The sequence below is a fragment of the Hornefia porci genome (genome assembly GCF_001940235.1).
GTDB lineage: Bacteria > Bacillota > Clostridia > Peptostreptococcales > Anaerovoracaceae > Aminicella > Aminicella porci.
Map to the genome: position 1 here is coordinate 2,629,311 of NZ_MJIE01000001.1, position 22,620 is coordinate 2,651,930.

23 protein-coding genes are annotated in these 22,620 nt (G+C 53.9%); 21 read left to right on the forward strand and 2 right to left on the reverse strand.

Annotation, left to right across the window (positions count from 1 at the left end; all coding sequences use genetic code 11):
• The first annotated feature begins 67 nt into the window (after positions 1–67).
• The 4 genes from BHK98_RS12165 to mutY all read left to right on the forward strand — a co-directional run bounded on the left by BHK98_RS12165 (position 68) and on the right by mutY (position 3,844).
• Complete coding sequence (locus BHK98_RS12165; protein WP_075714579.1) at positions 68–523, forward strand: divergent PAP2 family protein; 456 nt, start codon at positions 68–70, stop codon at positions 521–523.
• Positions 524–548: 25 nt separating this feature from the next.
• Entirely contained in the window at positions 549–1,004 is a 456-nt protein-coding gene (locus BHK98_RS12170; protein ID WP_075714581.1) for a PaaI family thioesterase, read from the forward strand.
• Between the two features lie 66 nt (positions 1,005–1,070).
• A complete protein-coding gene (locus BHK98_RS12175; protein WP_075714583.1) occupies positions 1,071–2,714 on the forward strand; it encodes a class I adenylate-forming enzyme family protein in 1,644 nt (547 codons plus the stop codon).
• Positions 2,715–2,761: 47 nt separating this feature from the next.
• On the forward strand, positions 2,762–3,844 hold the full coding sequence (mutY, locus tag BHK98_RS12180; RefSeq protein WP_143404591.1) for an A/G-specific adenine glycosylase: 1,083 nt from the start codon (positions 2,762–2,764) through the stop codon (positions 3,842–3,844).
• Between the two features lie 42 nt (positions 3,845–3,886).
• Here the strand turns inward: mutY and BHK98_RS12185 are convergent, their stop codons facing one another.
• Positions 3,887–4,795: a precorrin-6B methylase gene (locus BHK98_RS12185; RefSeq protein ID WP_075714587.1), complete on the reverse strand. Its 909-nt coding sequence runs from the start codon at positions 4,793–4,795 to the stop codon at positions 3,887–3,889.
• A gap of 102 nt (positions 4,796–4,897) precedes the next feature.
• Between BHK98_RS12185 and BHK98_RS12190 the strand changes: the two genes are divergently transcribed.
• The 16 genes from BHK98_RS12190 to BHK98_RS12265 all read left to right on the forward strand — a co-directional run bounded on the left by BHK98_RS12190 (position 4,898) and on the right by BHK98_RS12265 (position 19,944).
• The gene (locus tag BHK98_RS12190; RefSeq protein WP_075714589.1) at positions 4,898–6,241 is read left to right on the forward strand and encodes a replication-associated recombination protein A; all 1,344 of its coding nucleotides are present in this window, start codon (positions 4,898–4,900) and stop codon (positions 6,239–6,241) included.
• Between the two features lie 30 nt (positions 6,242–6,271).
• Complete coding sequence (locus tag BHK98_RS12195; RefSeq protein WP_245796893.1) at positions 6,272–7,231, forward strand: ADP-ribosylglycohydrolase family protein; 960 nt, start codon at positions 6,272–6,274, stop codon at positions 7,229–7,231.
• A 66-nt stretch (positions 7,232–7,297) separates the two neighbouring features.
• Positions 7,298–8,431: a DNA/RNA non-specific endonuclease gene (locus tag BHK98_RS12200; protein WP_083628304.1), complete on the forward strand. Its 1,134-nt coding sequence runs from the start codon at positions 7,298–7,300 to the stop codon at positions 8,429–8,431.
• 97 nt (positions 8,432–8,528) lie between these two features.
• Positions 8,529–8,891 (forward strand): 6-carboxytetrahydropterin synthase QueD, encoded by a 363-nt coding sequence (queD, locus tag BHK98_RS12205; RefSeq protein WP_075714591.1) that lies wholly within the window; start codon positions 8,529–8,531, stop codon positions 8,889–8,891.
• On the forward strand, positions 8,888–9,661 hold the full coding sequence (gene folE2 / locus BHK98_RS12210) for a GTP cyclohydrolase FolE2 (protein WP_075714593.1): 774 nt from the start codon (positions 8,888–8,890) through the stop codon (positions 9,659–9,661). Before queD ends, folE2 begins: the two co-directional genes overlap by 4 nt.
• Positions 9,662–9,671: 10 nt before the next feature.
• On the forward strand, positions 9,672–10,508 hold the full coding sequence (gene folP, locus BHK98_RS12215; protein WP_075714594.1) for a dihydropteroate synthase: 837 nt from the start codon (positions 9,672–9,674) through the stop codon (positions 10,506–10,508).
• Positions 10,505–11,098: a 2-amino-4-hydroxy-6-hydroxymethyldihydropteridine diphosphokinase gene (gene folK / locus BHK98_RS12220; protein ID WP_245796895.1), complete on the forward strand. Its 594-nt coding sequence runs from the start codon at positions 10,505–10,507 to the stop codon at positions 11,096–11,098. Before folP ends, folK begins: the two co-directional genes overlap by 4 nt.
• A 13-nt stretch (positions 11,099–11,111) precedes the next feature.
• Positions 11,112–12,740: a biosynthetic-type acetolactate synthase large subunit gene (ilvB, locus tag BHK98_RS12225; protein WP_075714596.1), complete on the forward strand. Its 1,629-nt coding sequence runs from the start codon at positions 11,112–11,114 to the stop codon at positions 12,738–12,740.
• 9 nt (positions 12,741–12,749) lie between these two features.
• A complete protein-coding gene (ilvN, locus tag BHK98_RS12230; protein WP_075714598.1) occupies positions 12,750–13,223 on the forward strand; it encodes an acetolactate synthase small subunit in 474 nt (157 codons plus the stop codon).
• 3 nt (positions 13,224–13,226) lie between these two features.
• Positions 13,227–14,282 (forward strand): D-2-hydroxyacid dehydrogenase, encoded by a 1,056-nt coding sequence (locus BHK98_RS12235; RefSeq protein WP_083628306.1) that lies wholly within the window; start codon positions 13,227–13,229, stop codon positions 14,280–14,282.
• A 1,108-nt stretch (positions 14,283–15,390) separates the two neighbouring features.
• Positions 15,391–15,747 carry an ArsR/SmtB family transcription factor gene (locus BHK98_RS12240; protein ID WP_465250960.1) on the forward strand — a complete coding sequence of 119 codons (357 nt, stop codon included), beginning with the start codon at positions 15,391–15,393 and terminating at the stop codon, positions 15,745–15,747.
• Between the two features lie 104 nt (positions 15,748–15,851).
• The gene (locus BHK98_RS12245) at positions 15,852–16,070 is read left to right on the forward strand and encodes a cation transporter (protein ID WP_075714602.1); all 219 of its coding nucleotides are present in this window, start codon (positions 15,852–15,854) and stop codon (positions 16,068–16,070) included.
• 9 nt (positions 16,071–16,079) lie between these two features.
• A complete protein-coding gene (locus BHK98_RS12250; protein ID WP_075714604.1) occupies positions 16,080–17,960 on the forward strand; it encodes a heavy metal translocating P-type ATPase in 1,881 nt (626 codons plus the stop codon).
• Between the two features lie 85 nt (positions 17,961–18,045).
• Positions 18,046–18,570, forward strand: coding sequence for a nitroreductase (locus BHK98_RS12255; protein ID WP_075714606.1), 525 nt, complete (start codon positions 18,046–18,048; stop codon positions 18,568–18,570).
• A 290-nt stretch (positions 18,571–18,860) separates the two neighbouring features.
• Positions 18,861–19,181, forward strand: coding sequence for a DMT family transporter (locus BHK98_RS12260; RefSeq protein WP_075714608.1), 321 nt, complete (start codon positions 18,861–18,863; stop codon positions 19,179–19,181).
• A 40-nt stretch (positions 19,182–19,221) separates the two neighbouring features.
• Entirely contained in the window at positions 19,222–19,944 is a 723-nt protein-coding gene (locus BHK98_RS12265; RefSeq protein WP_075714610.1) for a B3/B4 domain-containing protein, read from the forward strand.
• A 147-nt stretch (positions 19,945–20,091) separates the two neighbouring features.
• Here the strand turns inward: BHK98_RS12265 and BHK98_RS12270 are convergent, their stop codons facing one another.
• The gene (locus BHK98_RS12270) at positions 20,092–21,279 is read right to left on the reverse strand and encodes a metallophosphoesterase (RefSeq protein ID WP_075714612.1); all 1,188 of its coding nucleotides are present in this window, start codon (positions 21,277–21,279) and stop codon (positions 20,092–20,094) included.
• Positions 21,280–21,750: 471 nt separating this feature from the next.
• Between BHK98_RS12270 and BHK98_RS12275 the strand changes: the two genes are divergently transcribed.
• Positions 21,751–22,620 (forward strand): phosphoribosylaminoimidazolesuccinocarboxamide synthase, encoded by an 870-nt coding sequence (locus BHK98_RS12275; RefSeq protein WP_075714614.1) that lies wholly within the window; start codon positions 21,751–21,753, stop codon positions 22,618–22,620.

Consider the following 22,620-nt stretch of genomic DNA (forward strand, 5'->3'; position numbering starts at 1 on the left):
ATTGTAACCATTATGTGGCGGGGGGTCAAGTTTTGTGGTAAGATAATTCACTGAAGGGAGAACTGCTATGAGGAATTTTTTGTTTGAGCTGATTACAAACCGGGTGTTTCTGGCGGCGGTCTTTTCCTGGGCTGCGGCGCAGGGGAGCAAGATACTCTTTGAAAGCGTGAAGTACGGGTTTTCAAGGGAGCGGCTGACAGGCGGCGGAGGAATGCCCAGCGGCCATACGGCGACGGTAACCGGACTTACGACGGCCGCGGCGGCTGTTTACGGGCCGGGGGGCTTTGAATTTCCCATGGCGCTGTTCTTTTCCATCGTCGTGGTTTATGACGCGATGAATGTGCGTTACGAGACGGGGCGGCAGGCGAAGGTGCTGAACGAACAGAGACGGCAGAGAATTGAAGCCGGGGAGGATCCGCTGTACGATCGTCCCTTTGTTGAGAAAATAGGGCATACGCTTCCGGAGGTTGTCGTCGGTGCGGCCGTCGGAATCGTCATCGGGCTGATTGTCGGACTGGTGTAAGCGGTCCGGTACAGGAGGAAGGCAATTGACAAAACAGGAATTTGAAGAATATCTGAAGGAAACTCTGGGCTTTGCGGCGCTTCAGCCGGAGCGGTTTAACGCGGCGCTGGGCGTCCGTTATATGGACTGCGGCGTGGAGCCGGCGCCGTTTGCGGAATTTCTGTATCAGGCGAAGGAGGAGCATCGCAATCCCTACGGAGGGATTCACGGCGGGATTATTTCATCGCTGGTGGATTACTGCACGGGGACGGGGGCTGTGGCAGTCACCCGGCATTTCGTAACGACGGTGGATCTGAGCGTCAGCTATCTGCGCGCGCTGAACGGTGAGAATTTCCGGATCCGTGTGGAATACACCCATGTGGGCGGCAGGATGATCAGTGCGCTGGTGCGGGTCAGCGACCTTGACAGCGGCGAGTTATGCGCTACGGCGCAGCTGAATTTCATGCAGCTTGCGGAGAAACCCAGGGGACTTGCGGTGTAGACCTTGACTTTGTACGGGGAGAAGACTATTATAGTGGTTGACGAACAGGAAAGGAATTGATTTATTATGCCTATTACACAATATCTGGAGCGTAACGCAAAGGAATGGCCGGACGATGTGGCGCTGGTGGAGCTGAATCCGTCCGTCTCGCTGCCGAAGCTGACGACATGGCGGGAATACGAGCTGATCGAGCCTGCGCGCACCGATAAGTACCGGGAGGAAATCACCTGGAAGGTCTTTGACGAAAAAGCGAACCGGGTGGCGAATTATCTGATCACCCGGGGGATTCGCCCGGGTGAGAAGGTGGGAATCCTTCTGATGAACTGCCTGTCCTGGCTGCCGATTTATTTCGGCATTCTGAAGGCGGGGGCGGTCGCGGTACCGCTGAATTTCCGTTACGCTGCTGATGAAATCGAGTATTGTGTGAATCTCGCCGATATTCGCGTGCTGATCTTCGGCGATGAGTTTATCGGGCGGGTGGAGGAAATCGTTCCCAACATCGGCGCGGGGAGGCTGCTGCTGTATTTCGGACAGTCCTGCCCGACCTTCGCGGAGAATTTCATCTTCCAGACCTCAAACTACTCCAGCAAGGCGCCTGATGTGAAAATCACAGATGACGACTACGCCGCGATTTATTTTTCCTCCGGCACGACCGGATTCCCAAAGGCAATCCTTCACAAACACAGGGCGCTGATGCATTCCTGTCAGGTGGAGCAGCACCATCACGGGCAGACCAGGAAGGACGTTTTCCTTTGTATTCCTCCCCTCTACCACACGGGAGCCAAGATGCACTGGTTCGGCAGTCTGATCTCCGGGAGCCGTGCGGTGCTTCTGCGGGGAACAAAACCAAGGGATATTCTTCATGCTGTTTCGGAGGAGCGCTGCACGATCGTGTGGCTGCTGGTGCCATGGGCGCAGGATATTCTGGACGCCCTGGACCGGGGAGAACTGAAACTGGAGGATTACAATCTGGAGCAGTGGCGGCTGATGCATATCGGAGCACAGCCTGTACCTCCTTCCATGATTCGTCACTGGAAGGAATACTTTCCGCATCATCTCTATGATACAAACTACGGTCTGTCGGAGTCGCTGGGACCGGGCTGTGTGCACCTCGGCGTGGAGAATATCGACAAGGTGGGTGCTATCGGCGTTCCGGGATTCGGCTGGGAGGCGAAGATCGTCGATGAGAACCGGAAGGAACAAAAGAAGGGTCAGGTGGGTGAGCTTGCGGTTCGCGGGCCTTCTGTCATGATCGAATATTATAAAGACCCCAAGGCTACGGAGGAAGTCCTGTCAGAGGACGGCTGGCTGTATACCGGAGACATGGCCAAGCAGGATGAAGACGGGTTTTACTATCTGGTGGATCGCAAGAAGGACGTCATCATCTCCGGCGGTGAGAATATCTATCCGGTTCAGATTGAGGATTTCCTCCATACTTATGACGCGGTAAAGGATGTGGCGGTCATCGGTCTTCCGGACAAGCGTCTGGGCGAGATCTCCGCAGCCGTCATCGAGGTCAAGGATGGATATACCTGTAACGAAAAGCAGATTAACGAGTACTGCATGAAACTTCCGCGGTACAAAAGACCGGTCCGCATCATCTTCGCCGATGTTCCGCGCAACGCTACCGGCAAAATCGAGAAACCGAAGCTTCGGGAAATGTACGGCGGCGCGTTCCTGGTGGCGGCCGAAAACGAAGTCACAGACTGAATTGAGATCCACCTGGCGGCGGAACTTTGCTCCCGGCGCAGGGAGTTTTGATAACTAATGAAGATATGAAAGACCAGAAAGAAACGGAACAATTATTATCATGGTATGACGCCCGACGGCGAATTCTGCCGTGGCGTGAGGAGCCGACGCCGTATCATGTCTGGCTTTCTGAAATCATGCTTCAGCAGACCCGGGTGGAGGCCGTGCGGGAACACTACGCGCGATTCCTCAGGGAGCTTCCTGATATTCACGCTCTGGCATCGGCTGATGAGGACTGTTATCTGAAGTTGTGGGAAGGACTCGGATATTACAGCCGCATCCGCAATATGCATAAGGCTGCGGTGGAAATTGAGGAACGCTGCGGCGGCGAAATGCCGAAAACCGCGGAAGAACTCGTGCGCCTCCCCGGTATCGGTGAATACACGGCGGCAGCCATCGCCTCCATCGCCTTCGGTCAGCCTGTTCCCTCTGTGGACGGAAACCTGCTGCGGGTCTGGGCCCGAAAAACGGCCTCGGCGGACAACATCAAAGCACCTGCCACAGTAAAATCCGCCCGGGCCTATTATGCTGAACGGATTTCCCGGACGCGGCCCGGCGACTATAATCAGGCACTTATGGATCTGGGTGCGACCGTCTGCCTGCCGAAGGGGCAGCCGGACTGTGACCGCTGTCCCTGGAGCCGGTGCTGTTCGGCGCATCTGGACGGTCGTGAACTCGATTTCCCCGTCGTGCCTGCGAAGGCGTCGCGTCGCGTGGAGAAACGCACCGTCTTCATCATTCATGACTCATCTCACGTTCTCCTGCACCGCAGAGGGGACAAGGGGCTTCTGGCAGGGCTCTGGGAATTTCCGGGCACAGAAGGCGTCCTGACAAAGTCTTCTGCCGTTCAATTTCTTCAGGAACACGGCTTAAAACCGACGGAAATCAGGAAACTGCCGCCGGCAAAGCACGTTTTCTCTCACGTGGAATGGCGCATGACCGGCTATGACGTCTTTGCTGACGGCTTGTCCGCGCTTCCTCTTCCTGAAGACTATGCAGCCGCGTCCCGCACAGACCTGGAGGAAATTTACACAGTTCCGTCTGCGTTCGCGGCGTTTCTCAACAGCGAAGCCATACGGAGCCTGCTTTGATTCCGTGAATCTGAGCACTTGTGTGATATATGCGAGGAAACACTATTCCTTTTCTCTGCGTCCGGAGACGATCCAGGGCGCAGGTTCAATCTCGAAGGTGTTCTTGGGGCCCAGTCTGGAGATGGCGACCTGCAGAACCTCCGGGTCTTTGATCCCGTGCGCCTCAAACACATTTTTGAGCTGACCGGCTTCCACAAAATCCAGTGTGTAGACCACCAGAATGATATGGGGGTTCAGCTCCATAAGACACTGAATCTCCTGCTCCATACTTGCGGAGGCGACGATGAAGGCGATGTCAGGCACCGGACATGAGGCAAGAGTTTCCTTGTCCACATGATCCACAATCCGTACATTGCGCAGGTCGAAGTAGTCGATATTATCTTCCAGCGCCTCTCTCTGTTTGTGGTTGTATTCCACGGCGATGACCGTTCCCTCGTTCGCCTGGAAGGCCGCGTCGATGGCGATAATCTCGCCGCCCACGACGCAGACGGTGTCCTCGGCGTCGATATGCATCTTGCTGAGAATAATGTTGCGCAGCTCTGACCCCACCTGACTGGAGGAAGAACGGACCGAAAGGTCGCCCAGCCCGCTTTTGTAGGTGCTGACGGCGTTCGGGTTGACCACCAGCATGCCGGCGGAGGCGTTGATCCCGCGGTCGATCATGAAGCGCACATCGTCGTGCTTGATGGGGCCTGTCGGATCGGAACCCTCGTTGTACCAGACCTCGCAGCCGCCCAGACCCGCGTTCCACATATGATAGAAAATTTCTGTATCGCCGGCCTCCATGAAGGCCAGAACCGCTTTATGCGACTCCACAGTGGGAATGAGATTCTTGTTCTTTTTTGTCACATCCATCATCTTGATCTGCTCCAGATCGATGGGGGTGTTTTCCGCAAAATACTGCAGCCACTGAAGAATTACTTCGTTTGTGAAGATTACATCGTTTGCCATAGATTTCAGCTCCTTTCCTGTTAAACTGATTATACTCGATTTATGCCGCAACATCAAACAGAAACTCCTTTTTTGTGCTATACTATACGCGGGAGAAGAAATATGGAACAACAGACTTTTTTTAACAATACGTCGGTCAACCAGCCGCTGGCCGACCGGCTCCGCCCCCGGGACCTGGATGAGTTCGTGGGACAGAGCCATCTCCTCGGGAAAGGAAAGATTCTGCGCCGCCTGATTGAGGGAGATCAGGTCTCTTCCATGATTTTCTGGGGACCGCCCGGCGTAGGCAAGACGACTCTGGCCAAGATTATCGCTCATCGCACCCGGTCCTCCTTCATCGAGTTTTCCGCGGTGACCAGCGGGATCAAGGAGATTCGCGGCATTATGAAGCAGGCGGATGAAAACCGCTTTTACGGAGAGAAGACCATCGTCTTCGTGGACGAGATCCACCGCTTTAACAAAGCGCAGCAGGATGCGTTTCTGCCTTTTGTAGAGAAGGGTGCCATCACGCTCATCGGCGCAACCACGGAAAATCCGTCCTTCGAGGTGAACGGCGCGCTCCTTTCGCGCTGCAAGGTGTTTGTGCTCCAGCAGCTGACGCAGGAGGACATTACGGAGCTTCTGCAGAGAGCGCTGGAGGATCCCAGAGGCTTCGGCGACCAGCATGTGGTGATGAACAAAGACTATCTGGAAGCAATTGCCGCCTTTTCCAACGGAGACGCGAGAAATGCTCTTTCTACGCTGGAGATGGTCGTTCTGAACGGTGATGTTGACGGCGACACGATCACGGTGACGGAGGAAACCGTGGAGCAGTGTACGTCGAGAAAGTCGCTGCTGTATGACAAGGACGGAGAAGAGCACTACAATCTCATTTCCGCGCTGCATAAGTCCATGCGCAATTCCGATCCGGACGCGGCGGTTTACTGGCTGGCGAGGATGCTGGAGGCCGGAGAGGATCCGATTTATGTCGCGCGGCGCGTCACCAGATTCGCCAGCGAGGATATCGGGATGGCGGATTCCCGGGCACTGGAGGTCTGCGTCGCGGCGTTTCAGGCCTGCCGGCTGATCGGTATGCCCGAATGCTCCGTGCACCTGACCCACGCCGTGGTGTATTGTGCTTTGTCCCCGAAGTCAAACGCCATGGAGCAGGCGTATAATGAGGCGAAGGCAGACGCTCTGAAAAGTCTGGCGGAGCCGGTTCCCCTGCAGATCCGCAACGCGCCCACGAAGCTCATGAAGGAGCTGAAATACGGTGCGGGATACAAATATGCTCACGACTACAAGGAAAAGATAACGACGCTGCAGTGCATGCCGGATTCTCTGATCGGAAAGGAATATTACCATCCTACAGAGCAGGGGCTGGAGGCCAGATACAAAGAGCGGTACGAGCAGATCAAGGAATGGAAGGAAGAACACCGTAAGCAGGAAAGCGAAAAAGAAAAATGAGAAGACAGAACAGACAGGGAGAAAGAAACAATGGCAATGCAGTTTAACAATATGACGGCCTACGATGTTAAATCCGCGATTTTCGGCGTGGTCACGGCGGATGCGCTGGGCGTTCCGGTGGAGTTCAGCGTCCGTGAGGACCGGCGCAGAGATCCTGTTACGGGAATGCGGGAATACGGGACGTATAACCAGCCGAAGGGAACATGGTCGGATGACTCCAGTATGACGCTGGCGGCGCTGGACAGCCTGTCCGCAGGCGTGGATTACGGGGAGATCATGAAACGGTTTGCGGCCTGGGCGCAGAAGGGTGATTATACGCCGTACCGGGAGACCTTTGACATGGGCGAAGCGACGCGGCGGGCGATTAACCGGTATCTGGACGGTACGCCGCCTCTGGAATGCGGCGGAACGGGAGAACGGGACAACGGCAACGGCTCACTGATGAGGATTATGCCCTTTGTGCTTGTGGCGATTAGGGACGGCGACCGGAAAATCAGTGATCTCACCGGAATTCATAACGCTTCCGCATTGACGCACAGGCATCCGCGCTGCATGGCTGCCTGCGGGATCTACGCCCGGCTTGCGGCGGCGCTCATCGACGCGATGACGGGGAACAAAATGAACCTGGCGGCTGCCGCGGTTTCCGGAGCGCTGGAGGATTACCGCAATTCTCCGTTTGCAGAGGAAACGGGCACCTACCGGCGGATGGCGGATCTGAAGGCTCTGGCGGATTTGCCGGAATCGGAGATCCGGAGCTCGGGTTATGTGGTGGATACGCTGGAGGCTGCGGTCTGGTGTTTTCTGAATACGGAAAGCTATCGGGACTGTGTGCTGAAGGCGGTGAATCTGGGAGAGGACACGGATACCGTCGCAGCGGTGGCGGGAGGACTGGCCGGCGTCTGGTACGGGTTTGACGCAATTCCGTCCGACTGGGTTGCCGCCCTTGCCCGCAGAGAGTGGATTGAAGAACTGTGCAAGGGCCTTCTGTGAAGGAACGCCATCGGAAAAGAACGCTATCGGAGAAAGAGAAAAGACTGAAAGAATGAGGAAAAGATTGTGAATGTGAGAACTGTATATCTGAAAAGAATACTGACGCTGATTATTGCCGTCCTTACAGCGCTGTCGCTTGCGGGAACGGATCCGGCAGCGGTCAGCGCTGCGTCGGGTGTCGCGGCGCCGACAAAGGTGAAGGCGGCGAATCTGTACAGCGGAATCCGCCTGACATGGAAGAAACCGGCGAAAAAAACCACCTTCCGGATTTATGTGAAAACCGGAGGGAAATACAAAAAAGCCGGCACGGCCTCCGCAAATAAATTTGTATATAAAAAAGCGAAGTCCGGGAAAACCTACACCTTCCGGGTACGCGCGTACAGAAAAGGAAGCCGTTCCGGATACAGCAGGACGGTCACGAAGAGGTTCGTCCGTTCGCTGGCCAATATGGAGTACAAAGGAAAGGGCTATGCGGTGCTGCACGGCAATAAACCGGCTTTCTCAGACGCTCAGGTGACCCGGGCCCGGAACGCGTATATCACGTTCGGTAAGCTGGATGACAGAGGCCGCTGTACGGCGGTGACCGCCAGTGTGTCCTCTGAGACGCTGCCCAGAGAGGAACGCGGCGATATCAGCTCGGTACATCCCACCGGATGGGTCAGCGGACAGGGCTGGCAGCGGTGTCACCTGCTGGCTTTCAGCCTCGGAGGGGGCAACGCCAATCCCCGGAACCTCATCACCGGATCCGCGCAGATGAACGTGAGCGGCGGTATGTGGATTTTCGAGGAACAGGTGCTGAACTATGTCCGTCAGACCGGAAATCATGTTCTCTACCGGGTGACGCCGGTTTTCAAGGGGAACGAGCTCGTGGCCAGAGGCGTTCACATGGAGGCCAGGTCCGTGGAGAATGCGGGATTGCAGTATAATGTCTATGTGTTCAACGTCATGGACGGGTACAAAATTGATTACGCAACCGGCAGGGTGCGCGCGAAGAACGCCGCCGCCGGAGAGAATCCTGGCGGCAGCAGTCACAGCAACGCCAAAAGGACCTACATCCTGAACGAGAACACGAAAAAATTTCATTATCCCAGCTGCAGTGCTGTTAAGAGGATGAAGCCCTCCAACCGGAAGAAGGTGAAGACCAGCCGCAAGAGTCTGATTCGAAAAGGCTATGACCCCTGTAAAATCTGTGAGCCGTAATTTCCCGGCGTGCACTGAATTGTAAAATATAGGTTGGACAAAGGGGAGACGCTATAGTAAAATGGGTAGCAAGGAAAAAAGCTTTGGAGAATGACGAATGATTTTAGTAAAGGAATTTGAATTTGACGCGGCACATAATCTGATCAATTATCACGGGAAGTGCGAGCGCCTGCACGGGCATACCTACAAGCTGGTCGTAAAGCTGGAAGGAACCCGGGGACCGGAGGATATGATCTATGACTTTGTGGATCTGAAAAACCTCGTGAAGGAACACATTCTGAATGAATTTGATCATCACTATATCAATGAATTCATCGAGCAGCCGACGGCGGAAAACATCGCAGTGTACGTCTGGAACAGGCTGGCCCCGCTGGTGAAGACAGAGAACGCGCATCTCTGTGAGATCCAGGTATGGGAGACAAAGACATCAGGGATTATTTATCACGGAGAGGAAGCATGAAGGACGTACAGAATCAGCCGGACCGGAGACAGATCTATCTGAATCAGGTGGGGATCAAGGATTTCCGGATGCCGATGGAGATCTGCAACAAAAACGGAGAATGGCTCAGTACCGCGGCGGACATCAGTCTGCTGGTGGGGCTCGACGCCAGCCTGCGGGGCACACATATGTCCCGTTTCGTCGATATGATCCAGGAGAATCGGCGGATGGACCTGAAGCACATGAGAAATATCCTGGAAAGCATTCAGCAGCGTCTGGAATCCCGGAGCAGCTTTGTGCGGATGAAGTTTGATTATTTTATTGAAAAGGAATCGCCGGTCACGCGGCTGGCCTCCTTCATCAATGTCCAGGTGGAATACAGTGCGAGTCTGGAGGGCAATGATTTTGAGTTCGACATGAAGGTGATCACGCCGGTGACGACTCTTTGTCCCTGCTCCAAGGAAATTTCGGAGTATTCGGCGCACAATCAGCGCGCCAATGTTTCGATTCAGATTCGCCGCAAGAAGTTCATGTGGATTGAGGACCTGGTGGAGATCGCGGAACAGAGCGCAAGCTCGCCGGTGTATTCTCTGCTGAAGCGGCCGGATGAGAAATATGTGACGGAACACGCCTACGATAATCCCCGGTTCGTGGAGGATGTGTGCAGGGAGGCCAAGCTCCGTGTGGACAGAATGCGGGATGTGAAGGAATACTGCATCGAGGTGGAAAGCCTGGAGAGCATCCACAACCATTCCGCCTACGCGATGGTTACCGGCGGAGAGGAGATATGACAGGAGCATTATGAAACATTTTCTTTTAAAGAACGGAGAGAGAAAGGAATTCGCGCACATGGAGATGATGGGGATCATCAATGTCACGCCGGATTCTTTTTTCGCAGGCTCCAGAACGGCAGACACACAGGCGGCTGTGGAACGGGCGGACCGTCTGATTCAGGAAGGCGCGTCGTTTATCGATGTGGGCGGAGAATCGACCCGCCCCGGTGCGGAGAAGGTGGAGATCCGGGAGGAAATCGGCCGGGTCTGCCCTGTGATTGAAGGGATCCGGAGGAGACATCCGGAGGTTCTGCTGTCAGTGGATACATATAACGCGGAAACCGCCGAAGCGGCCGTTGCTGCCGGCGTGGACATCATTAACGATATCAGCGGACTGACCTTTGACGAAAACATGGCGGCGGTGGCGGCGAAAACCGGCGTTCCGGTGATTCTGATGCACACCGGAGGCAGACCGGATGTGATGCAGAATGATCCGCACTACGATGACGTTGTGCAGGAGGTACACGATTATCTGCAGCGGCAGATCGACTACGCTGTGGCTTCAGGAATTTCCCGGGAGAAAATCATCATCGATCTCGGAATCGGATTCGGCAAAACCTTCGAGCATAATATGACGCTGCTGCGGAATATAGACCGTTTCGCGGATCTGAACTGTCCGCAGCTTCTGGCGGTGTCGCGGAAAACCTTCATCGGCGCGCTGCTGGACGAAAAGGATCCGGCGGACCGGCTGTACGGAACCATTGCGGTGACTTTGTACGGGCAGATGCACGGCATCGAGATGGCGAGGGTCCATGACGTGAAGGAGAACTATGACGCGGTCCGCATGATGGAGGCGCTGCGATGAAGATGTCTGCCGGGATGACAAAGCAGCCCGCGACGGCCGGGACAGCCGCGGAGGCAAAGCAGCCTGCGACGGCCGGGACATCCGCGGAGGTAAAACAGTCCGCGACGGCCGGGACAGCCGCGGCAAAACAGCCTGCGACTACCGCAATCATCGCGCTGGGTTCCAACATGGGGGATCGGGAGATGTATCTGCGCCGGGCCTGGGAGGAAATCGAGGGAAGAGCGGGCCATATCACAAAGGCCTCATCAATAATGGAGACAGAGGCATACGGGTATACAGATCAGGATAATTTTCTGAACATGGTTCTGGAGATTGAAACAGGGCTTTCTCCCCATCGCCTGCTGGCGGAGCTTCTGACGATTGAGGCGGAGCTGGGAAGAGTACGGACCATTCACTGGGGACCCAGAACCATCGATCTCGATATTATTTACTACGGAGATCAGATCATCGATGACGATGACCTCCGCGTCCCCCATCCGGATCTTCACAATCGTGAGTTTGTACTGAAGCCGATTGCGGAGATTGAACCGGAGTGGTACGATCCGAAAAGACAGAAAACAGTCGGGCAGATGCTTGATGAATTAATATAAACGAGGTGACAAAATGTTAAGTGGAGCACAGGCAATGGTGAAATGTCTGGAGGAGGAGGGCATCAAAACGGTGTTCGGCTATCCGGGCGTTGCAATTGCGCCGTTTTACGACGGCTTGCATGATTCTGAAATTGAACATGTACTGGTCAGGGGGGAGCAGTCGGCAGGGCACGCCGCGAGCGGAATGGCCCGGATCTCCCGCAGGCCGGCAGTCTGCGTCACGACCTCCGGGCCGGGCGCGACCAATCTGATTACCGCTCTGGCGACGGCCTATGCGGACAGTATTCCGATTATCGCGATTACCGGGCAGGTGGACAGCAGCCTTCTGGGACGTGACGTTTTTCAGGAGGCAGATATCACAGGCGCGACAGAGTCCTTTACCAAATACCGTTATCTGGTCAGCAATGTAAATGACATCCCGCGGATTTTCAAGGAAGCCTTTTATATCGCCAATACAGGGCGAAAGGGTCCGGTTCTTATCGATATTCCGGTGGATATTCAGCGGGCGACGATGACAAAGGAATTTAATTACAGTGATATTGAGGTCCGGATTCGCGGCTACAAGCCGCCCAGCGCCGGTGGAAACCGCCAGCAGATGCGGAAGGTGGTGGCGGCCATCAACAAATCGAAGCATCCGCTGATCTGTGCCGGCGGCGGTGTGATTCTGGGCAACGGCGAGGAGCAGGTGACCAGGTTTTGTGAAAAAAATCAGATCCCGCTGGTCCATACCATGATGGGAATGGGCGTGATGCCCAAGAACCACCCGCTGTATTTCGGTATGCTGGGCAACAACGGGAAACCATATGCGAACAAGGCGGTCAGCAAAAGCGATCTTCTGATCATCGTGGGCGCCCGGGTGGCGGACCGCGCCGTAGCGAAACCGAAGAACCTGGAAAACAAACTGAAGATCATTCACATCGATATCGACACGGCGGAAATCGGAAAAAATCTCGGACCGACGCTTCCGCTGGTGGGCGATGTCCGGGATATTTTCAGCCAGCTTCTGAAGGAGGACATCCACATCGATACCGCCGAATGGGTGAGAGAACTGGAGGACATCAAGCATGGGACCGTGGACACCCGCGTGTTCAGCAGCGAGCTGGTGAATCCGAACCTTCTGGTTCAGACTTTGTCGGAGAAGATGGACGAGGATGCGATTTACGTCGCCGACGTCGGCCAGAATCAGCTCTGGTCCGCGGATAATTATGTCATGAAAAAGGGACGTTTTCTGACTACCGGCGGCATGGGAACCATGGGATATTCGGTTGCGGCCGCCATCGGCGCCAAAATGTGCGCGCCTGACCGGCAGGTTGTCGCGGTCTGCGGCGACGGTGCTTTCCAGATGAGCATGAATGAGCTGGCGACGGCCCGGGTCAACGATGTGCCCCTGAAGGTGGTCATCGTCAGAAACCGTGTGCTGGGCCTGGTTCGCGAGTATCAGATGAACACCTATAAATCCAGATATGAGGGAATCAGCCTCTACGATCTTCCCCGCTATGACAAAATCGCCGAGGCATATGATATGGAATATCTGCATATTGAGAACAACAGTGAGGTGGAACAGCAGGTGGAGAAATTCCTTTCGATGAATGAGCCCTGCCTGATGGTCGCCGAAGTCGATGACGAGAACAACGTGAAATAGGAGGTCGCGATGAAAGGAATATTTTCTGTACTGGTAGAGAACCAGGCCGGCGTACTTTCCCAGATTTCCGGACTGTTCGCCCGGCGCGGGTTCAATATTGATTCGCTTGCGGTAGGAGAAACGGAGCGCCACGACGTTTCCAGCATGACGATCGTTTCCACCGGCAGTGAACGCACCATCGATCAGGTGGAGAAGCAGCTGAACAAAAAACTGGACGTCATCAAGGTGCGGCGTCTCGAGGAAAACCAGTGTGTCTGCATGGAAATGATGCTGATAAAGGTTTCCTATTCTGCAACGAACCGCAGCTCGCTTCTTGAGATCTGTCTGATTAATAAGGCCAGAATCGTTCACATGAGCCCGAAAAACATGATCATCGAAATGCACGCCGCCCCCGACGAGGTGGAGAATTTCATCGAGCTGGTTCGCCCCTTTGGAATCAAGGATATTCAGAGAACCGGAACAGTGGCGCTGAAGAAGGACTGAGCCATGAACAAAAGAAAACCGACCGGGCTTTCAGCCCCGCCGACAACAGCAACGACGCCGCCGACCACCGCGACGCCGACGGCAGCCCCGGCATCGGCAGGTTCGGCGACCGCCGGTGCCCGCGTACTCGTCGGACTTCCGGTCAATGCGCGTCACCGAAAATTCCTGGAATCCTGCGCACCGGAGTGCGAATTTATCTATAAGCCTAAAGAACTTGTAGTCGATTCGGACTTGGAGGATGTCAGTGTTGTGATTGGGAACATCCGCCCAACGGCGGCAGCCGCCGCGCCCGCACTGCAGTGGATTCAGCTGAACACGGCGGGCGCGGACGAATATGTGGCGGCCCGCAGGGCCGCCGACCACTGGCAGATCTGCTGTGCCCGCGGCGCATACAGCATTGCGGTCTCAGAGCATATGATCGGCATGCTGTTCGATATGATCCGGCATTTTGGTGAATATCACCGCAAGCAGGCGGAGCACATCTGGGAGGCTAATACGCACATAGTCTCTATTGAAGGTTCGACCGTCCTGGTCCTGGGCCTCGGCGATATCGGATCATCCTTTGCTCACAAAATAAAAGGACTGGGAGCGGCCACTGTGATTGGCGTTCGCAGAAGCTGCGGGCCCAAACCCGACTGTGTAGACGAGGTCTGCACAACAGATGAACTGGACAGCGTTCTGGGACGGGCTGATTTTGTTGCGATGGTTCTCCCCGGCGGTGAAGAAACCCGGGGAATAATGGATGAGCGCCGACTGCGCATGATGAAAAAAGGCAGCTATCTGGTCAATGTGGGCCGCGGCAATGCTGTCGATTCCGCTGCGCTTAAAAAAGTTCTGTCGGAAGGTCATCTTGCCGGCGTCGGTCTGGACGTGACCGATCCGGAGCCTCTTCCTGCGGACGATCCGCTGTGGGATATGGAAAATGTCTTCATCACGCCTCATGTCGCAGGGCAGTTTTATCTGGATGAGACCTTCGAACGTATCGTCCGTATTGCGGGCAGGAACCTGCGGCACTGGACTTCCGGAGAACCGCTGGAAAACGTTGTCGGATTATATTAGAAGCCCGTCGGGAACCGGTTCCCGGACATAACCTGTGCCCGGTCGGACTGACTGCCTGCCAGGCGATGTCCTCCTCGACTGGAGGAAAAGGAAGACCGAGCGATGACGCTTGCCAAATGCTTTTCCCCCGGCCGGGCGAAACCGAGGGAATAGTTAATAGCTGGGTGAATTTTATAAGGCACTGCAGGCACATAAACCTATCGAAATGATAGGAGTTGCCACATTTCTCAAAAAAAACGAAAAATGTGGCAGAATTTTCACGTGAATATTTCGAATATTCTCGATACGGACATGTAAATGTACTACGAGTATATTTTTGCGCTGCCACTTTTCCGGTTTCTGGTATGAATAGACGAAAATGACATGGTTAGCCATCCTTAACCGCGCGCTCTGCGTCGATAAACAGGTTCCTTAACATAGAATCTGCCACATTTCTGATAAAAATCCAAAAATGTGGCAAAGTCAAATAAGAAATTTCTCTGAAACCGGATGAATAGTCCGTGTATTTGTTCATGAAGTGCATCAAAGAAAACAATTTTCGCTAATTTCTTCTTCTAAGTGATTGAGTGCGGTCAGTCTCTGATGACATCGGTTGCAGAGGTAAGTCGAGTCGGGCTTTGTGAGTGAATTCCGCCAGGCAGGATTGATTTATGTACCGAATTCCCAAACGTGTATCTACTGGCTCGGAACTCGGATGAAGACCAATTGCGAAATTTCGACATCAGGCACTAATAAGCTTCGAATTAAGCAGGCGATAAATTTCGAATCTATGCAAGCCGATAAATATCGAATCAGTATTGACAAACGACATCGCATGCGGTACAATTCATTTGAACGATGATTCAAATGTTCATGCGTTCATGCGTTAGCCTGTCCATTAAGTCCCCGTCGGACTTAATGGGCGCTGACGGCAGTTTGTCAGCAGCGCCGGCGCACCATCCAATGGAAGAGTGCGCCGGCTGGTTACCGAATATGCTCTTTGTATTATTGATATTTCAAGCATATTCGATAGCTGAGCACGCATTAAGATTAAGAATTATATTCAGAAGCGAAAATTTAAAAGAGAAGGAAGAGGAAGCAGTAAAGGAGGAAAATCGTGAGTAACAGAATCATCGAAGATATTGACCGTTGTGACTGTACCACTATTCATGAAGAGGTAGTCGGAAAGGTTCGCGGCGGCATGCCCCGGGAAGATACCTTGATGGATCTCAGCGACACTTTTAAAGTGTTCAGCGATTCCACGAGACTGAAAATTCTTTGTGCTCTGATTCAGGCGGAAATGTGTGTCTGCGATATTGCGGCACTGCTGGGGATGACACAGTCTGCGGTTTCTCACCAGCTGAGGGTTTTGAAACAGGCCAATCTTGTGAAAAACAGGCGTGACGGCAAGGTTGTGTATTATTCCATTGCGGATGCGCATGTAGAGACAATTATCAATAACGGCATGGAGCATGTTCTGGAGTAGACTTGAAAGTGAGCGTGCGTTAGAGCAGGCGCATTTTGTTGCCGGGCACGCATTAAATTAATGGGGAAAACAGTAATTCAATACTGACGGAAAGGAAGACAAACATGAAGAAGAGATTTAAGATGAATGAAGTTGACTGCGCGAACTGTGCAGCGAAGATGGAGGCGGCGATTCGGAAGATTCCGGGAGTGCATGAGGCCAGCCTGAATTTCATGACGCAGAAGCTGACCATTGATGCAGATGACGACCGCTTCGACGAGATTATGGAGCAGGCGCAGAAGTGCTGTGAGAAAGTGGATGCAGGTACAAAAATTATCATGTAGGTGAGGGCGATGACAAAGAAACAGAAGCAGACACTGATCCGTATCATCACTGCCGCTGTTTTGTTCACGGTGCTGATGATTCTGGATCATACGGGGCGGCTCGCCGCGGTAACTGAAAACCGCCGGCTGGCACTGGGAATCTATGCGGTTCCTTACCTGATTGTGGGATATGATATTCTCTGGAAGGCCGTGCGGAACATCAGCCACGGCGAGGTGTTCGATGAGAATTTTCTGATGATCGTGGCAACCTTCGGGGCTTTCGGCGTGCAGGAATATAACGAGGCGCTGGCGGTAATGCTGTTTTATCAGGTCGGGGAACTGTTTCAGAGTTATGCTGTCGGGAAGAGCCGGCAGTCGATCAGCGATCTGATGGAGATATGTCCGGAATACGTCAACATTGAGAAGGACGGGCAGCTGGTACAGGTGGACCCGGAGGAAATCGCGGTGGGAGATGTGATCGTGGTGCGGCCCGGAGAGCGCATTCCGCTGGATGGCGTTGTGACAGAAGGCAGCTCCATGATCGATACATCTGCACTGACGGGAGAGTCTGTGCCGCGTCGCACCGGGGAAGGCGATGACGTCATAAGCGGGTGCGTCAACGGCGAAGGACTTCTGAAGATTAAGGCTGCAAAGAAATTTGAGGATTCGACGGTGTCCAAGATTCTGGAGATGGTAGAGGACGCAGGAAGCCGGAAGGCACGGACCGAAAATTTCATCACCCGGTTCGCCAGAGTCTATACGCCGATTGTCACCATCGGCGCGGCGTGTCTGGCAGTGATTCCTCCGCTGGCCTTTGGACTTCCATTCTCCGACTGGCTTCAGAGAGCCTGCGTATTTCTGGTAATTTCCTGTCCTTGCGCGCTGGTGATTTCCGTGCCGCTGGGCTTTTTCGGAGGAATTGGAGCATCGTCCAGGATCGGCGTTTTAGTCAAGGGCAGCAACTATCTTGAAGCGGTTGCGGACATGACGACGCTGGTGTTTGATAAAACGGGGACTTTAACAAAGGGTGAATTCGCTGTGCAGTCCGTTCATCCCGAGGGCGCTGCGACAAAGGAAGAACTGCTGGAGATTGCGGCGCTCAGCGAAGGCTATTCCAGCCACCCGATCGCCGAATCAATTCGCGCCGCGTACGGCGGAACGCCGGACATGAGCCGCGTCTGCGACGCGGAGGAGATTCCCGGACACGGAATTCACGTAAAGGTGGACGGAAAGGATGTGCTTCTGGGAAATATACGGCTCATGCGTCAGCATGGCATCGAATGTGAAGAACTGGAAAGCGGCGGGACTGTGATTTACGAGGCGGTTGACGGCAGCTTTCGCGGGAGCATCGTTATCTCAGACACGCTCAAGTCCGGCGCCGCGGAGGCCATTTCCGAGGTGAAGCAGGCGGGCGTAAAGAAGTGCGTCATGCTGACCGGGGACCGGGAGGCCGCGGCACGGGAGGCTGCAGAAGCTCTGGGTATCGACGAGGTGCATGCGGAGCTTCTTCCCGGTGACAAAGTCGAGGCAGTCGAGTCACTTCTGGAGAGGCAGGGTGACAAAGAAAAACTGGGCTTTGTCGGAGACGGAATCAACGACGCTCCGGTGCTCACCCGGGCGGATATCGGTTTCGCGATGGGGAGCATGGGCTCAGACGCCGCAATTGAGGCGGCGGATATCGTTGTGATGGACGACGACCTGCGGAGGATCCCGCGCGTCGTGGAAATCGCACGGAGGACGCTGCGCATCGTCAAGGCGAACATCGTGTTTGCGTTGGCGGTGAAAATTCTCGTGCTGATCCTCGGTGCTCTCGGCATCGCCAATATGTGGGCTGCGGTTTTCGCTGACGTCGGCGTCGCGATAATCTGTATCATCAATTCTATGCGGATATTGACAAATAATGAATATTGATGGATAACGTATATTGACAAGTGAAGACTCATCCGGTCCTCTATCAGACCGAATGAGCGCTGAATACAGGAATGGAGGTTTGAACATGAGTGATACGATTCAGGTAATCAAAGAAAGAAGAAGTGTACGGAAATATCAGGACAGACGCGTTCCGCAGGAGGTCATCGACCGGATTGTTGAAGCCGGGACGTATGCGCCTACAGGAATGGGGAAGCAGTCGCCGATTATTCTTCAGATAAAGAACGATATGGTGCGGGACGAGCTCTCAAAGCAGAATGCGGAAATTATGGGGAAACCGGGGACGGATCCGTTTTATGGAGCAAAGGATGTTCTGGTAGTTCTTGCGAACAGGGAAATACCGACATACCTGTATGACGGAAGTCTGGTTATGGGGACGCTGATGCTTGCTGCAAAGGATCTTGGAGTTGACAGCTGCTATATTTTCCGCGCGAAGGAAGAGTTTGAAAGTGAATACGGAAAAGCGCTTTTGAAATCTCTTGGAATTGAGGGAGATTATGAAGGCGTCGGTCATGTGATCCTGGGTTATGCGGAGGGCGGACAGCCTAAAGCTGCGCCCAGAAAACAAAATTATGTATACATTGTAGAATAGTAGGAGCTGCTGTATAATAAGTGTATTCGTTAAGTACACGTCGGACTTAACAGGCGCTGACGACAGCTTGTCAGCAGCGCCGCGGCGCACAATCCGATGGCGGTATGCGCCGGCAGATCATCAGATATGCTTTTGTATTATTGAAATTTCAGGCATATCCGATGACTGAACACAAATTAAGCAGGAACACTGCACTCTGCCGCCGGGTAGAGAGTTTGCAGGCGTCAGGAACTCGTGTCGTTAGGCCTTAGAAGACATGAGGAACTGGCGCTTTTTTCAGGAGGATTGACATGAAATGGATAATACTCGGAATTGCCGGTGCGCTGGAGATTACCTGGGCGGTGGCGATGAAATTTTCGGGAGGCTTCACACAGCTGATTCCCAGCGTTATAACCGCGGTGAGCTATGTCGCGAGCGCGGTGTTTCTTGCGCTGGCGCTGAAAAATCTGCCGCTTGGGACGGCCTACGCCATCTGGACCGGCATCGGCATCATCGGCACCAGCGTGCTGGGCGTGCTTTTGTTCAGGGAGACGGTCAGCCTGCCGCAGTGGATCTGCATTGCGCTGATCGTTGTCGGCGTCATAGGTCTGCGATTATTGTCATCGGAATGAAAATATGATAGTATGAATGAACAGTCAGGAGGTAGATTCAATGAAAAAGTTTATTTGTGAAAATTCGTTCTGGGAACTGTTTCCGGACGCGGAGATCGGAGTCCTGGTGCTGAACGGCGTCGATAATACGGAGGCGGTTTACGATGTGCACGAGGAGATCCGCGACGATCTTGCGGCGGCGAACGAAGAAGCGGTGAAATGGATTCCGGCGATGCCTTTGTCTAAAAACCCCGTGGTTGCGGTGTGGCGGCAGGCGTTTCAGAAATTCAAAAAAAAGAAGGGAAACCGCGCATCGATTGAGGCACTGCTTGCCCGGGTGGACAAAGGAAATTATGTCGGCGGCATCAATCCGCTGGTGGATATTTACAATGCAGCGTCTCTGACTTATGCGCTGCCGGTGGGCGGCGAAAACCTGGACGCCTTTGTCGGAAACCTGCGGCTGACGATTTCGGAAGAGGGCGGAGATGAATTCATGGCACTGGGAGACGAGGAAAATAATCCGACTCTTCCGGGAGAGCTCTGCTATCTGGATGATCAGGGCGCAGTGTGCCGGTGCTGGAACTGGAGAGACGGGCAGCGCACCATGCTGACCAATGATACGGTCAACGCGTTTCTGATTGTCGAGAGTGTGGATCCGTCCCGTCACGATGATCTGGTGAGGATTCTGGATCGCCTCGAGAAGAAAAGCGCTGAAATTCTGGGCGCGGAGATCTTTGCCCGTGATATCCTCACAAAGGATAATCCGGAGATTGCAATCGGGTGAGCACTCATTAAAATGAAAGCCCCGCATGGAGATGAAACTTCGCATTAAGACGAAGACCTTGCATTAAAATGAAAGCCCCGCATTCATATGACGTCTGCCTGAGAAGCAGCATATGAACGCGGGGACTTTTTTCAGAAATTCTTTGTCTCAGTAATTCAGGTTGATAACCGCGATTTCACTGTGTGTCCCGATGCGGATCGGAGGCCCGTAATATCCCGCGCCAGAGGTGACGATGGAATAGACGCCGTGAATGCTTTTCAGCCCGTATGCGTTTTGGGAAATGAACGGCATCGCCACAGTGCAGGGGAAGAACTGTCCGGCATGGGTGTGACCGCTCAGCACCAGGTCGACGCCGCAGCTGGAGAGATTTTTGAAATCCGTCGGCTCGTGCTCGATTACCAGAACCGGCATCTTTGTGTCCAGAGAACCGGTCAGGGAGGCGATTGAAGCACGTTTCGCGGAATCGGTTCCGGTCTGCTCGCCGTCCAGCCGTCCGACGATCTGCGCGCCGTTGATAAATACGGTCTTGTCATCCAGCGGAGTGATCCCTGCCTTTGTCATAAACTCCTCCATGCCCGCGCTGCGCATCGGACGCTTCCGGCTGACGTTGAATCCGCACAGCAGCTTCTCCTCGACATCGTGATTGCCGTAGACAGCGTAAACGCCCTGCCTGGATCTGATTCCCTTCAGGATGGTTTCATAGGTGTCCGGATCGCGGACTGCACTGTATGACCCGGAGAAAGTGTCCCCGGCGATGACGACGATATCGGCGTTCTGTCTGTTGATCTCGCGAACCATCGCGCGAAGCTGTTCCTCGTAGGTGTTGGTGTCCAGGTGGAGGTCAGAGATCAGCACGATTTTCAGCTTGCCGCGGGCCGCTGTCTTTTTGGAAAGTGTTACGTTGTATTTCACTGTGTGGATTTTATGGGCGTTGATGGTTCCGTAGGTGGTCAGTGAAAGGGAGACCAGAACGCACATGAACAGAACGAACAGTCCCGCCCAGGGATGTTTTTTCCGGGTCGCCTGATCGTCTTTATGATGTGAGTGTGAAAAAATCCAGACGAAAAAGCGTATGATATGGAAGAACACGAGGCACATTCCGAAATAGACGAGAAACCCGAGCCAGATATTGCCGTTTCCGGTCATCGCGTTCTTCAGGGTGCCGTCGCTCAGGTAACAGCCGCCGATGGGCAGCAGCGCGAACAGAATGTACAGGACATCGACGATCGCCCGGAGCAGGACGCCGTGGCTGATCAGCTTCAGCCAGTGATTCAGCTGCGATAACGTGTATAAGATGAGCAGCGCGTAAATTGCCAGCACAATTATTTCAACCATAGATAAAACTCCTTCCGCATAACAAATTTCATTTTACAAAAAATAACGCGAAAATACAATGTTAATTTGGTGAAATGTGCTATAATGGTTCTATCTGATTTTGATGTCATCTGACCCGGAGGACATACGGTCAGATGACGGGCGGCGTTGCCGAAAGGAAAGAACCATTGCGCCCGGCGCTGAACAAGGCGGAAAACAAGGCGGAAAGCGCCGGTCTAAATGGAGTTCTATCTGATTTTGATGTCATCTGACCCGGAGGATATACGGTCAGATGACGGGCGGCGTTGCCGAAAGGAAAGAACCATTGCGCCCGGCGCTGAACAGGGCGGAAACAGGGCGGAAAGCGCCGGTCTAAATGGAGTTCTATCTGATTTTGATGTCATCTGACCCGGAGGACATACGGTCAGATGACGGGCGGCGTTGCCGAAAGGAAAGAACCATTGCGCCCGGCGCTGAACAGGGAGGAATTTAATGAAAACATATGAACCAGTAAAAGAAGGTAAAGTCCGTGAAATCTACGATAACGGCGACAGTCTGATCATGGTCGCGACCGACCGGATCTCCGCATTCGATCACATCCTGAAGAACAAGATTACCGACAAGGGTGCGATTCTGACGCAGATGTCCAAGTTCTGGTTTGACATGACGAATGACATTCTGCCGAATCATATGATTTCCGTAGATGTTAACGACATGCCGGAATTTTTCCGTCAGCCTCAGTTCGACGGCAACAGTATGATGTGCCGGAAACTGAACATGCTCCCGGTTGAATGCATTGTACGCGGATACATTACCGGATCCGGATGGAGCAGTTACCAGAAGACGGGAACAGTCTGCGGCATTCGTCTGCCCGAGGGTCTGCTGGAGTCCGACCGGCTGCCGGAACCGATTTACACACCGAGCACCAAGGCGGAAATCGGCGACCACGATATAAACATTTCCTTCGAGGAAAGCGTCGACGTCATCGAAAAGCAGTTCCCGGGGAAGGGTGAGGAGTACGCTGCGACGCTTCGCGACTGCACGATTGCTTTGTACAAAAAATGCGCGGAATACGCCCTTTCCAGAGGCATCATCATTGCGGACACCAAGTTCGAGTTCGGGCTGGACGAGGACGGGAACGTCGTGCTGGGCGACGAGATGCTGACGCCGGACAGCTCCCGCTTCTGGCCTCTGGAAGGCTACGAGCCGGGCCGGGCGCAACCTTCCTACGATAAACAGTTTGTCAGAGACTGGCTGAAGGCTAATCCGGACAGCGATTATCTGCTGCCTCAGGAGGTAATCGACAAAACTATCGAAAAATATAAAGAGGCCTACGAGCTTCTGACCGGAAAACCGTTCTGA